The following is a 13,114-nucleotide window of genomic DNA, read 5'->3' as shown; positions in this document are numbered from 1 at the left end:
TGAGCGAAGGCCGGAAGGGGTTAGTGAAATAGCTAATTGAACTTGATAGAGACTATTCGATAAGCTCGTAGGAGATAAAGTCTGGGAAAATGGCTGCGGCAAAGCCGATGAAGGAAAAGATGGCACTGAAACAACTGTCAGCAATGGCTTTCTGCACCGCGTCCCGGATAGTTTGTTGAGCCAGGTCTTTGACGATGAACATATCCGAAGCCCAGAAGTAAAAGCCGTCTTTGGCTAGTAATTGAGCAACGTTTGCTACGGTAAAGGCTGTGCCTACATAGACTCAGCCATCTTCAAAGAGGACGTAAACATCTAGGTTATAGTCTGTGATGCTTGGGTTACCATCATAGCCAGGTAAGTCGGCGAAATCGTCTTCAGTAGGGATGTAATAACCACCCGGAAAAACCAGCTCAAAATTCATTGTTAAAGCTATTGGGTTCCAGCCTCCGAGTGCTAGGAACTAGTTCCCCTCCTCAGGTGAGGAGGGGCTAGGGGTGGTTGATGAAGGTAGAACGGTACTCTGAAAAGCGGCCTCAATAGCTGCCAATACACTTTCTATATGTTGCACGACTAGCTTATTCTCAAACCGTAACACTTTCAGCCCTAGACTGGCCAAGTAGGCATCTCGCTCCATATCCTGTGCCTCACCGCTAGTCGTGAAATGCCTGGCGCCATCCAACTCTACCACGAGCTTTTCAGCCGGACAGTAAAAGTCTACTATGTACGGCCCAATACCGTGCTGGCGGCGGAACTTGCGGCCAGATAGCTGGCTACGCTGGAGTGCTTTCCAAAGTAGGGCTTCGGCAGGAGTGAGGTTGCTGCGAAGTGTCCGGCGGGTAGCTTTTTGATAGCCTAGGTTATGAATGTGATTTATATCGGGCATAGCTATAGAAGTTTAGAGGCTAGTTCCCCTCCTTGGATAAGGAGGGGCTAGGGGTGGTTGACCAATCGTTTACCGACAGACTAGTTCTAGTTTTTAGCTCTAGTTTTTCAACCACCCCCAACCCCTCCTCATCTGAGGAGGGGAGCTAGTCTCTAGTTTTAGTTTCTAGCAGGGGTAGTCACTCTTCACTTCAACTCCAGCATCTTCGCCGGCTTATCACCGATACCCAGGGCCGTGGCAGTGCCGGCTAGTTGCGTGATGGTGGCGCGGGTGGTATCGTCGCCGGCTTGATTCATCATCTTCAGCAGCAGGGCCGAAACGCTGAGGTTCTTCATATCCTCCGAACTCAGACCGAACTTATCGACGAAGCGGCGGAGGTTGGTTTTGAAGTCGCCACCGCCGTCCATGCTGAAGAAGGCGTCTTTCACAGTGCCAAGTACCTCGCTGTTGTGCACGGCGCGGTCCACCATTTTGCCTTTGGTGATGGAGCCGATGATCTGGTCGAAGAACATGGTTTCGCCACCCACAATGTCGATTTTGGCGGCTTTGAGCGCCTCGCCGATAACGTCGGCCTGACTCGCGGCAATGTCTTTCTGGATGCTGATCTGGGCCAGTTCCACAGACTTCTCCTTGTCGAGGCGCAGCTTGAATTCCTCGTGGTCTTTGCCCACGCCGTCGAGCTTCTTCATGGCGTCGGCCTTGGCTTCGATGCCCTTGGCTTCCACCGCAAATTTCTGCTCCGATACGGCAGCTTCGGCCAGACCTTTTTTCTGATCGGCGTCGGCTTTGGCTTGGATGATGTCGGCGTCGGCGAGGCCTTTCTCGCGGTTGATTTTGGCGGCTACCAAGCCCAGTTTCTCGTCGGCTTCGGCCTGGGCGCCGGCTTTGGCCTGAATGGCCTGAGCCTCGGCGGCGGCAGTGAGCTGGAGCACGGTGGCCTGAGTTTCGCCTTCTTTCTGGCGGGCGGTGGCTTTGGCCTGCATCACCTGGGCTTCGGCAAGGCCTACGGCGGCAGCCTTGCTGGCTTCGGCTTCAGCCAGGGTGCGAATGGCCTGGGCCTTGAACTCGGCGGCGGCTTTTTCAGCTTCCGCGTCGATGAGGGCTTGCTTGGCGCGGAACTCAGCGGCCTGCTTCTCCATGTCGGCATTGCCTACGAGCGCCACGGTAGCAGCTTCGGCCTGCTGCTTAGCGGCGGTCAGGGCTACCAGCTTTTCGCGGTCGGCCTGGGCCTGGGCGCGGGTGTCCTTGATTTTCTCTTCTTCCTGCACCGTGGCCTTCTCCACCGTAATTCGCTCCCGAATGATAGTCTGGATGTTCTTTTTCTCTTCTTCCAGCGCTTTTTCCTTCTCAATCTGGGCCAGGGCTACAATCCGCTCCCGCTCGTTGGCTTCCAAAGCTTGGGCTTGGGCCACGCGCTCAGTTTCCACGGCGTCGGTGCGCTGCTTGTTGCGCTCGGCCACCAGCACCTGCCGGTCGCGGTTTTGCTCAGCGATGCGTACTTCTTCCTCGGTAGTAATGCGGGCGCGCTCTGACTTCAGGCGCTCTTCCTGCTGAATTTTCTCGGTTTCGGCCAGCTCGCGGGCCCGGATGCTGGCTATTTCGCGCTTCTGCTTTTCCTGGTTCTCGGTGAGCTGCTTGTCGAGCTGCAGAATTGTTTCCTGGGCCTCTACGTCCTGCTTCTTAATGGTTTTCTGCTGCTCGCGCTGAATCAGGTTGGCCTGAATCTTCTGCTCCGAGGTGAGGGCAATAATCTTCTTGATACCCTCGGCATCCAGAATGTTATCCTGGTTGAGGGCGGCCAGCGGAGTTTGCTCCAAGTAGTCGATGGCACAGTCGTCGAGCACGTAGCCGTTGAGGTCGGTGCCGATGATGGTCAGTATTTGTTGCTTGAACTGCTCGCGGGAGTTGTAGAGCTCAATAAAATCAAAGTGCTTACCAACGGTTTTGAGAGCTTCCGAGAACTTCGCGTCGAAGAGGTTTTCCAGGGCGGCGGGGTCGGAAGCGCGGTGGGCACCAATGCTCTGAGCTACGTTGATAACGTCCTGCTCGGTTTTATTTACCCGCACGAAGAAGTTCACCTTCACATCGGCCCGGAGGTTGTCTTTACACACCAGCCCCTCTGAACCAGCCCGGGAAATGACGATGGTTTTAAGCTTGATATCCATCACCTCCAGCTTGTGCAGGATGGGCACCACGAAGATGCCGCTGAACGACACTTTGGTGTCGCCCATGCCAGTGCGTACTAGGGCTTCACCCTGCACCGCCTTTTGATACATGCGGGCCACAATGGCCAGAAAACCCAATACGAGGACAGCGACGATGATAATCACCGCCAGGGAAAGTTGTTCTAACATGGAAGTAGGAAGTAGAAATTAAGCCAATCAGGAAGGGAAATGAAGAAAACGCAGGCTTGCTAGGCCAGTATGAGGTAGGGCAAATGCCGCAGCGAAGCAGAAATGAGGTGAAATAAGATGGTTAGTGATATGGTATATAATACAGCGTAATAGGATTATATTGAGTCTGATCTTTGCGCGCTTGCACCGGCACCAGCTTAGGTGCTACGTGGCTTAGCAGAGTTGTTTTAAGGAAAAAGGAGCTCCGCAATGCGGTCGAAAAACTCGGCCAAAGCGCCGTCGAAGAGGAACTGGCCTAGCCAGTGCAAAAAGGCCTTCAGATTCAGCAACAGATCAAGCATGGCGCAACGCGGGGTTGAGTTGATGCAGGGCGGTGAGGAAGTCGGCATGATTAGCCGGGGAAATCAACACCGAGTCGTACTTGCCATAGCGAATTTCCAGTCGGTCGAGCGACAGGGCCGGGGCGCTGAGAGGATTACGGGTAGGAATAACGCTACGTATGCTACTGAGTGGCACTTGAATATGGATAGGTCCTGAACGGATGATAAGCTCCGTAGGCGTGAGGATATAATATGTAGTAACCAGCAGGTACACTAGCAGTGCGGCTATTGCCAGCACCACTAGGCTAGCAACCCAACGTTGCTGCACGAAAGATAACAGTAAAAAGAAACCTAGGATACTGAATAGTGGGGCAAATAGCCACCAGCTGATTTTTGATTTAAATACCTGGCTCATACCTATCTAAGCTATGTTAATGTAATATACAACGTTGCGCTAATGAAGCTCATATGGCTCAATAAGATAACAGCGGCGTTGCTCATCGAAGTCAATTACCAGGGCCGTGTCACCTTTGCGCAGCTCGGCGGTAGGAGAGGCTGCTAATACGTTCAACATTAGGGGCGAGCCACTTAGGGGCTGCACGCTGGCCTGGCCTAGCCGGTAGGCAGTGGTAGGCAACAATACCGTGCACACTTTCCCGAGGGGCCGCTCTCCGCCGTCGTGGCTTTTTTCCATGGCGGCGTACAGGCGCACGAAGGGCAGCGTCAGGAGTTTGGCCACGAGCAAGCTCACGACCAGCAGCGGCAATAACAGGAGCAGGCCTAGCAACCCCGACTCATTGTGGAGATAGTAGTTTATTAGCAGGCTGCCCACCCACCACGTTAGCGCCACAAAGCTCAGAAACACCATCAGCGGTACCCGCCCCAGGTTGAAGAAGGTCAGTGCGTGGTTGAGCCAACCGATGCCAGGTGCCTCAGCGTGGCCTACGGCAGCATGATGGCCCAGGTGCGCATCGTGGTGCGTGTCCACGTCCAGATCTACAGATTTTAAATCGAGCACCCCCACAATCACTGTAAGCCAATACAGCAGCACAAACACCAACAAGGCCGTGGGGGCGAGGTTGGGCGGCGAAACCGCGGCGTGTAGAAGTTCAGTCATGGAGGAAGGATGCTAAGCGGTGAGCGGCTAGGCCAGGCGCCGTTTTGCGATAGCAAGAACAGGAAAATCTGCGGAGAAACCTCAACAGTTCTAGGGCTCCTGTCGTGTCTCCAACTTCTGGCGCAACTCCTCATTTTCCGCTTTCAGCCTAGTGGAGTAATTGACATAGGCGATTAAGCTAAACATAAACCCAAATAGGGTGTACAAATGCCCGCTGCCATAGTCAGTGCTGTGAAAAATCTGGAGCACAACACCTCCAACTATCAGTGCCATAGATAGAATTCGTAGGTAGTGCTCTTGCTTGTTCATCAGGATACAGATAGGATTGATATAAGTATATGCAGCCAAATTACCCTTACTACTCCAGGCCGAGCTTCGCCTTTAGCGCCTGCAGGTCGTGAGTGGCTTTGCTAGCTCCCGACTGGCCTAGGGCCTTGTCAATCTCCTGGTCGATGGTCTTGCTCTCATTGGCCAGTTGCCCATACGACTCGGCCAGGGCTTCTTCTACGGCTACTTTCTCCTTCATGCGCTCCAGCAGAGCTACCGTACCGGAAGAGTCAAGTTTGGCCAGCTGCTGGTTGATGGTCTTGGTAGCCGTGCTCACCGTCACGCGGGCTTTCAGGGTTTTAAGCTCATTGTCCCACTGGCTGATGGTAGACTTAAGCTGCTGCACATTTTGCTCCAACTGGCTGGCCGAGTTTTCGAACTTCTCCTGTTCGGCCGTAGCTCTGGTAGCCTGGGCTTCATTTTCGGCTTTCTTAATGAGTGCCTCGCTGGCTAGGCGGTCGGCTTCGGTCGCGGACAGGTCGCCTTTATGTGCCCGCTGAAGCAGGAGCACGGCCTTGCCTTCGTAGTCAAGGGCTTTGGCGCGAGCCGCTGCGGCCTCATTACGGGCCCGGATGGCCATAGCTTTCACCTCCGCCAGCCCTTGCAAGCTCTTGTCGAGGTCTTGGCGCAGGTCGCGCAGACCTTGCTCAGTCATTTTGATGGGGTCCTCGAGCTGGTTGACAGCGGAATGTGCTTCGGCTTGGCCTATTTTGAAGATGCGGTTAAAAAGGTTCATGGCGTGGGGGCTTACACTATCGGTTTGATAATCAGTGGTGATGGCCTGTAAGTAGATAAGTTGCGGAGCTGGGGCCGCGTGAAATCAACGGAACCTAGGCCAGTCCTTAGCTTTTAAGTGCCCGATTCCCTACTTGGAAAACGCAATCAGCTCGTCGCTGAACTCACTGAGGAGGAGGCTGAGCGAATTGAATACCGCTTCCAGCTCGGGCCGGTCGAGGTGTTCGAGCTGCAGCGTATCGCGGAAGATGACTTTGCGGCCCGTATCGTCGAGCACAAAGGCGCCGTGAATGATGTCGCGGTTCTTCTGCAGGAGCTGCTGATACACTTCGCAGCTAGGACCAGGCAAATCCAGCAGATGCTGCTCCAGTATCAGCAGGGGCTCACCGCACCCTATCACCATGTGCTCAATGCCCAACTCCGGCTTGCTTACCACCAGCAAATTGCTGGCCTCCTCTTGGTGCCGAATGTCGAAGCCGAGCTCTAGTAAGAATGTCTTGACTTTGAGAAAGTAGGAGTTGGCCATTCGAAAGCGTGTGAAAGTTTACGGTAAGTAATGTATTGTGTGGATACTCTAGTATCACTAGTGCAACTATAATGCTCAAAAAAATAGAGTCGGGAGAAAGGTGTTAGCAGTTATGTAGTAGCTTTACGATGCAATTGTAAGTAAAGTTTACATATTGCTCAAAGTTTGAGCTAAAAATATTTTCTCCGTATGTCGAACGTTGGGAAGAACATCCGCAAGCTAAGAACGGTTAAAAAGCTGAGTCAGGCGGCTTTTGCCGAGTTGTTTGGCTTGGCTAGGCCTAGCGTAGGGGCATACGAAGAAGGGCGCTCTGAGCCAAAGATGGAGACGCTGATCCAGATTGCTCAGCATTTTGGCTTATCGGTTGACTTGCTACTTACGAAAGAGCTGACCGTAAACGAGCTCTACAATTTCGATTTATACAAGCAAGCGGGTGCTGAATCAGCCGCCCCTCAGGCAAAGGCCGACCGGCAGCCCCACCTTACGCCATATGTACCGGCTGCCCGCATGCTGGAATATATTGTGCAACACCATGATACGGCGTTTATTGATGAGCTTTCGACGCTCACCTTTCCGCACAATCTGGGGCCTACCACCCGCGCATTTGAACTTACTGGGGCCGATATGCAGCCCACCCTTCGTCACCAAGATGTGGTGCTTTGCTGCCACCTTGATAAGGCCAATCCACGCTTTCACTTAGGGCGCCTCTACGCTTTCGTAACCCAAAGCCGTCTATTGGTGCGCCGCCTTAGTGAGCAACAATCCCACGGATTGCTCAAATTACGAGCCGACAACCCCGATTATCCGGTGCAAGATTTACTGCTCACAGATGCCCTGGAAATCTGGGAAGTGCATGGGAGCTTCAGTACCCACTTGCGGGCACCAGCTTTGTTAGAGGAACGTGTGTCGCAGCTAGAGCGGCAGCTTGAGGAAGTGCTAGCAAGACTGGCCTAGGTTACGTGCTACTTGTCGGGTTTGCCTGCCCACAGTAGTAGATGACTTACTGAGCAACGGCTCTACTGGTATTCTTAACTCCTATAAGTGTTGGTGGCTGGTATTTACCTATAGACTCCACATTAAGGCAGCCTTTAGCCTCGTTACAACTACTGTAGTTGCAGCTAAAAGCTAAGGCAACTGTTTTACCTGATGGGATGCTAGATAGAGCGTCAGTTTGGTTGCCCGCTACCCAGTTGGCTCGTTATGCTCGCACCTTTGCTCTCTACTTATTCCTACTTCTTTCGGCCCATTCTTCTACCGCACACGGTACCCGCTAGGCCATTGCGTTTGGCCACTTAACCCTACATGTCACCATGCTGCCTACCTCCACAGGTAACAGCCAGCGTTTGTTGTTCTCTGCCTCTAGCTTGCTAGCGCCGCGCTAACATTGTTTGAGTAAGGCCATTCAGAGTGTAATGCGGCCAGCATAGGAGGCTGGTCGCCCAACAGCCAATCGGCCGCTTCAGCGGTGCTGGAGAAAAACTGAATGTCATAGCTCATGATGTGGCGCTCTGAGCGCACCATGCTTTCCACCATTAGCTGGTTGTACATATTGTGCATGGGCAGTACCAAGGCTACGCGCTGAATGGCTCCTTTTGCAATGCGGGGCAGCCACGTGGTAGTAACCCAAAACTGGTCGTCGAGGCCCATGCTGGGGAGGTCGTTCATGTCGACCAAGGCTTGGCGGATGTTCTTCTGCTCAATAAGCTGAGCAACACAGTCCATACCCTGCCGGAAACCCTGCAGGTTGGTACAAGTGGTGTTCCACTGAAAGCGAAGTAAGGAAGAGCTAGCTAAAAACTGAGCCCTTATGGCGGGTAGAGTTAAAATCATTCAAAAAAGAAAGAGCGTGAAAGGAAGAGCAGTGATGTACGAGCAAGGGGAGGTTAATGGATTTAGCAGCCGATCAAATTTAAACCCAATTTAAAATGCGAATAAGGCATGAAAATGCTGCTGAAGAGGGGAATAATGAACTTTGGCAGTGTGAGTATAGGAAAAACTTATCTACCCACAATGTTTTCCGGTAGCTTAACAGTACGGTAATGCTAGTAGGGTGAAAAAGCAGCGGAACAAGCTGGCCGCAAAGCGGTAAAATCCTGTTGCAGGATTTCTATATGTACTTTTGTTTTACAATGAGCACTACTGCCTCCGTTGCCAAGCAACCCGCCGTGCCGGCCGCCCTTAGATTGTTGCGCTTAAAGTTTCGCCTGTTGTCGGCGCTTTCGACTGAGCTGGCATTTGGAGCGGCCTGGCGCCTGTTTACTACCCCACGCCGGCTACCCATAAAAAATTGGGAAGCGGCGGCCGTGGCGGAAGCCCGGCAGTATTGGGTTAGTACGGCCCGCGGGGCCATTGCCGTGTATGAGTGGAATCCGCAGGGTGCGCGCACAATCCTACTTGTGCACGGGTGGGAGCACCGGGCCAGTTTTTGGGGCGTAATGGCGCGCGGGTTGGTGGCGGCTGGCTTTCGGGTGCTGGCGCTTGATGGGCCCGCCCACGGAGCCTCGTCGGGCCGCCGCACTACCTTGCCGGCCTTTGCCAGGGCTGTGCAGGCCGTAGCCGACGAAGCAGGGGAGTTGTACGCCGTGGTAGCCCACTCCCTAGGAGCGGCTGCCACCGCTGGCATTCCGGTAGAATTTAACCGCACCACCACGGGTCGGCTGGCCCGGCTGGTGCTGCTGGCGGCTCCGGGCAGCACTGCGGCCGTAGCTCAGCGGTTTGCTCAGTTTCTGCATGTGCCCGCAGCCGTAGTACAGCGCATGCACCGCTACATTCGGGAGCAGCACGGCCGCGATGCGGAAAGCTTCAGCCTCATTCGAACGGGCCGTACCCTCCCCGTAGACCAAGCACTGCTGGTGCACGACTTCGCCGATGAAAGCATTCCGTTTGCGGAAGCCGAGGAAATTGCTAACAACTGGCCTACCCTTATTTTCCGGCCTACCACTGGGCTAGGCCACAACGGGGTAATGCGTGACGCGGGCGTAATCAGGCAGCTGGTGGAGTTTCTGGCCTAACTGCCGGCACAGTTGCGGGTTGAACATTCCGGGGCAGGAAGTCTTTACCTATCAGGGCGGCGCGCCGTAGTGCCTAGCTGCGTTTAGTTTTACAGGTTTTCGTGCATGAATAAGCCAGAGTATGATGCAGTAATAATAGGCTCGGGGCCGAATGGGCTGGCTGCGGCCATTGTGCTACAGCAGGCTGGGCTCTCGGTGCTCCTGCTCGAAGGCAAAGAAACGTTGGGTGGTGGTCTACGCACAGCAGAGCTAACGCTACCAGGATTCCGACACGACATTTGCTCGGCCATTCACCCGTTGGCGGCAGCGTCTCCTTATTTTCAAACCCTGCCGCTGGCTCAGTACGGCCTGGAGTACATCACGCCCCCCGTGGCAGCGGCTCACCCCTTCGACGATGGCACGGCCGCCGCAGTTATTACGTCCCTGGCTGATACCGCCCGTAGTCTAGGCCAAGATGAGCGCGCCTACCAGCAACTGCTGGAGCCGCTGGTGCAAGCCTGGCCCGGCATTGCGCCGGACGTGCTGGCACCTCTGAGCATTCCGCGCCACCCGCTAGATATGGCTCAGTTTGGGTTGTCGGCGCTGCAGCCGGCTACTATGCTGGCGGGGCGTTTCCGGACCAAGGAAGCCCGCGGGCTGTTTGCCGGTATGGCGGCGCACTCCATTCAGCCCCTTACCAACCCCACTACTGCGGCCATTGGGCTGGTGTTGCTGATTGCTGCTCACCGCAAAGGCTGGCCTCTGCCCAAGGGTGGCTCCCAATCTATTGCCGATGCGTTGGTGGCGCACTTCCGGGCCTTGGGCGGCCAGGTAGAGACTAACACTTATGTCAAGAGTCTGAACCAGCTGCCGTCGGCGCGGGCAGTACTATTTGACGTAACGCCGGCCCAACTGCTGCAGATTGCGGGCCATCGGTTTTCCGCCATCTATCAGTGGCAGCTCCGGCGCTACCGCTACGGCTGGGGGGTGTATAAAATTGATTGGGCGCTGGATGGGCCGATTCCGTGGACTGCGCCCCAGTGCGCCCAGGCCGGCACCGTGCACCTGGGCAATACGTTGGAGGAAATTCAGGCTGGGGAGCACGCCATTTCGCAGGGACAGCACTCCGAGCGGCCCTTCGTGCTGCTGGCCCAACAAAGTCTGTTCGACGCCACCCGTGCCCCTGCCGGCAAGCACACGGCCTGGGCTTACTGCCACGTGCCCAACGGCTCCCGCGTAAACATGACCGATGCCATTGAACGCCAGGTAGAACGCTTTGCCCCCGGTTTCCGCGACCAAATCATCGGCCGGCATACGTTCGATACGGTGCAAATGCAGGAGCACAACCCCAACTACGTGGGCGGCGACATCAACGGCGGTACGCTCGATGTAGGCCAGCTGTTCACGCGCCCGGCCCTGCGGGCGTCGCCCTACCGTACGTCGGCGCCGGGGCTGTACTTGTGCTCATCTTCTACGCCGCCTGGTGGGGGCGTGCACGGCATGTGCGGGTACCACGCCGCCCGCCGCGCTCTGAAAGACGTATTTAAGCTGCCCGTGCCGCCGCTGTATCAGGAAGGAAAGTAGCTGCCGACTGGCCTAGCGCTATATCGTTTCGTGGCCTTCGGCGGCCAGTTCCTTTAGCACCTCGCGTAGGCCAGTCGGCTCTTGAATGAGGCGGAAAACGTGCTCCAAGTATTCGGCCTCAGCACGCAGGTGGCGCTTGAGGTGGCGTATTTCCTGCTCCCGCTTCTTGCCGGTGCTGCCCGAAAAGCCATTGTCGCCGTACTTGAGGGCGTTGAGCTGCTGCTTAAGCTCTGTTTGCTGCTGATGCAGGGCCTGAGTGTAGCGGGCTAATACGGTATCGTCGGTGGAGGAGGTAGGCGCCGATTCGGATAATAGCTGCAGCAACGTGTAAAGGTCGTTGGCTTCGTAGGCCTCCGTGATGCGTTGCATCAGCAGGGTTTTTTGCTGCTGGGCGACTGGGTCGCGCTCTAGGTCGGGATGATGGGCGCGGGCCAGCTGGCGGTAGAGGGTTTTGGTGTTGGAAAGCAGGCTTTGCTGCTGATCGCGGGCGGCCTGCTCGGCGGCATCCTGGGCCTTTTGGGCTTTGGACTTACGGCGGGCCCTGGCTGCTTGGGCCGCCTGCTCGTGCGGGGGCAGGGTAGGATCAATGGCCGGCTGCTCGCTGCTTGTTTCGGCGGCTGGGGGCGTATCGTCCTCATCTGGGTCGGCGCGCCGGCGCGGGGCATACTTGCGCAGCATGTCGGCGGCATCTTCCCCAAACCGATCCTGCAGAGAACGGGCATTGCCCACAATCACGCCCGAAATTTGCTGCTCCTCAGCCCGGCTGAAGAACCCGAGGAGCAGCGCTTCTTCCAAGGGGGCAAACAGCCGCTGCCGCACTTGTACTACTGCCTCGGCGGCCGGGCCCACTTGCTGCCAGTAGCGTCGGCGTGCTTCGGCTTGCTCTACCTGCAACTCCCGCAGGCGCTGCCGCAACCCTTCTACCTGGGCCACAGCCTCCCGGAAAGCCTGCTGCGTGGGCGTACCCACCGCTTCACCCGGAGACGAGATGGGCAAAGAGCTAGCAGCGGGAAGGTCGGTTGTAGGGTTGTGCAGATTCATAAGGCAAAGGTAGAGTGTCATGAAATGGCATGACTAGTTCAGCGCTGTCATTCCGAGTAGAGTTAGGAATGACAGGCGGCCAAAACCTCACCCGAACACCTCGTAGGCCACTCGAAACGTGTTGCAGTGGGCATCGACAATATCGGACAAGCGCTCAGAATAGCCGCCGCCCATGCTCACGGCTACTGGGATGCGGTGCTCGTGGCAAAGGCTGAGGACTAGCTCGTCGCGCTGGCGGCAGCCTTCCTGAGTGAGGGCTAGCTTGCCTAGCTTATCGGTAGCCAGCACGTCAACGCCAGCCTGAAAGAAGATGAAATCGGGTTTGACCTGGCCTAGCAGCTTGGGCAGTGTGTTCTGTAGAATGTGCAGGTAGGTGTTGTCCTCGGTACCTAAATCTAAAGGAACGTCAAGGTCAGATTGCTCTTTGCGCAGCGGGTAATTAGCCCCGGCATGAATGGAAAACGTAAACACGCGTGGCTCATTCCGGAAAATGCTGGCCGTGCCGTCGCCCTGATGCACGTCTAGGTCTACCACCAGAATCTGTTGGGCCTCGCGGTGGTGGAGCAGGCGGGCGGCTGCCACGGCAATATCGTTGAGCACGCAAAATCCCTCGCCCCGGTCGCGGAAGGCGTGGTGGGTGCCGCCGGCCAGACTCATCCCAATACCATCGCGCAGGGCCCGCCGCGACGATTCTACGGTGCCGGCCACGCTGCTCAAGGAGCGGCGCACTAGCTCCGGGCTCTGGGGCAGGCCTAGTCGGCGTACTTCGGCGGGCGTCAGCTGCAGGTCCCGCACACGGTACCAGTAGTCGGAAGAATGTACCCGCAGAATGTCCTCTTCAGCTGCCAGGCCAGGGTCATAGATGTCACTGGGCGGCGCGATGCCCTGCCACAGCAACTGCTCCCGAATGAGCTCATACTTAGCGATGGGAAAGCGGTGACCATTGGGCAAGGAGATACTGTAGCGTTCCGAAGAGGCAAGACAAGGCATTGGAAAAGGGCAGGAGCGGGCGAGTAAGATGGGTGGAAAGGTAGCGTACGATAGAACGCCACGGGGAGTGGCGAGAGTCAGCTAGGTACCGCCGGTAAGAAAGAAGCGCATTTGACTTTTGAACGGCTGAGCGTGTGGGCTGCCGGCTGATGAAGCTGAGTTGTGACAAGAGGTCAAGCTGCATTTCTCAAACTTTTTTCAGTAAAACCACACTTTTTTTCGCGCCTGTTCTGCCGATAGAAACAAC

13 protein-coding genes are annotated in these 13,114 nt (G+C 55.9%); 3 read left to right on the top strand and 10 right to left on the bottom strand.

Annotated features, from left to right (window positions below):
• Positions 1 to 52: 52 nt before the first annotated feature.
• The 7 genes from EU556_RS26100 to EU556_RS15665 form a co-directional block, all read right to left on the bottom strand.
• The gene (locus tag EU556_RS26100; RefSeq protein WP_167855596.1) at positions 53 to 202 is read right to left on the bottom strand and encodes a hypothetical protein; all 150 of its coding nucleotides are present in this window, start codon (positions 200 to 202) and stop codon (positions 53 to 55) included.
• A 258-nt stretch (positions 203 to 460) separates the two neighbouring features.
• A complete protein-coding gene (locus EU556_RS15690; RefSeq protein ID WP_135435091.1) occupies positions 461 to 883 on the bottom strand; it encodes an endonuclease domain-containing protein in 423 nt (140 codons plus the stop codon).
• Positions 884 to 1,068: 185 nt separating this feature from the next.
• Entirely contained in the window at positions 1,069 to 3,237 is a 2,169-nt protein-coding gene (locus EU556_RS15685; protein WP_245327713.1) for a flotillin family protein, read from the bottom strand.
• Between the two features lie 333 nt (positions 3,238 to 3,570).
• Complete coding sequence (locus tag EU556_RS15680) at positions 3,571 to 3,972, bottom strand: PH domain-containing protein (protein WP_135435090.1); 402 nt, start codon at positions 3,970 to 3,972, stop codon at positions 3,571 to 3,573.
• A 39-nt stretch (positions 3,973 to 4,011) separates the two neighbouring features.
• The gene (locus tag EU556_RS15675; RefSeq protein WP_135435089.1) at positions 4,012 to 4,674 is read right to left on the bottom strand and encodes a DUF1449 family protein; all 663 of its coding nucleotides are present in this window, start codon (positions 4,672 to 4,674) and stop codon (positions 4,012 to 4,014) included.
• 358 nt (positions 4,675 to 5,032) lie between these two features.
• Positions 5,033 to 5,737, bottom strand: a complete 705-nt coding sequence (locus tag EU556_RS15670; RefSeq protein ID WP_135435088.1) for a PspA/IM30 family protein — start codon at positions 5,735 to 5,737, stop codon at positions 5,033 to 5,035.
• Between the two features lie 129 nt (positions 5,738 to 5,866).
• Complete coding sequence (locus tag EU556_RS15665) at positions 5,867 to 6,262, bottom strand: type III secretion system chaperone family protein (protein WP_135435087.1); 396 nt, start codon at positions 6,260 to 6,262, stop codon at positions 5,867 to 5,869.
• Between the two features lie 189 nt (positions 6,263 to 6,451).
• Here EU556_RS15665 and EU556_RS15660 point away from each other — a divergent pair, with 189 nt between their 5' ends.
• Positions 6,452 to 7,216, top strand: coding sequence for an XRE family transcriptional regulator (locus EU556_RS15660; RefSeq protein WP_135435086.1), 765 nt, complete (start codon positions 6,452 to 6,454; stop codon positions 7,214 to 7,216).
• A gap of 405 nt (positions 7,217 to 7,621) precedes the next feature.
• Here EU556_RS15660 and EU556_RS15655 read toward each other — a convergent pair whose 3' ends face one another.
• Positions 7,622 to 8,092, bottom strand: a complete 471-nt coding sequence (locus EU556_RS15655; RefSeq protein ID WP_210116305.1) for a hypothetical protein — start codon at positions 8,090 to 8,092, stop codon at positions 7,622 to 7,624.
• 299 nt (positions 8,093 to 8,391) lie between these two features.
• Between EU556_RS15655 and EU556_RS15650 the strand changes: the two genes are divergently transcribed.
• Complete coding sequence (locus tag EU556_RS15650) at positions 8,392 to 9,273, top strand: alpha/beta fold hydrolase (RefSeq protein WP_167855595.1); 882 nt, start codon at positions 8,392 to 8,394, stop codon at positions 9,271 to 9,273.
• 105 nt (positions 9,274 to 9,378) lie between these two features.
• Positions 9,379 to 10,836 carry a phytoene desaturase family protein gene (locus tag EU556_RS15645; RefSeq protein ID WP_135435083.1) on the top strand — a complete coding sequence of 486 codons (1,458 nt, stop codon included), beginning with the start codon at positions 9,379 to 9,381 and terminating at the stop codon, positions 10,834 to 10,836.
• A gap of 18 nt (positions 10,837 to 10,854) precedes the next feature.
• Here the strand turns inward: EU556_RS15645 and EU556_RS15640 are convergent, their stop codons facing one another.
• Positions 10,855 to 11,877 (bottom strand): J domain-containing protein, encoded by a 1,023-nt coding sequence (locus EU556_RS15640; protein ID WP_135435082.1) that lies wholly within the window; start codon positions 11,875 to 11,877, stop codon positions 10,855 to 10,857.
• Positions 11,878 to 11,964: 87 nt separating this feature from the next.
• On the bottom strand, positions 11,965 to 12,867 hold the full coding sequence (locus EU556_RS15635; protein WP_135435081.1) for a histone deacetylase family protein: 903 nt from the start codon (positions 12,865 to 12,867) through the stop codon (positions 11,965 to 11,967).
• Positions 12,868 to 13,114 lie beyond the last annotated feature (247 nt).

Source organism: Hymenobacter fodinae (genome assembly GCF_004745825.1).
In the GTDB taxonomy this organism is placed as follows: domain Bacteria; phylum Bacteroidota; class Bacteroidia; order Cytophagales; family Hymenobacteraceae; genus Hymenobacter; species Hymenobacter fodinae.
This window is presented reverse-complemented; position numbering and strand designations above follow the sequence as displayed.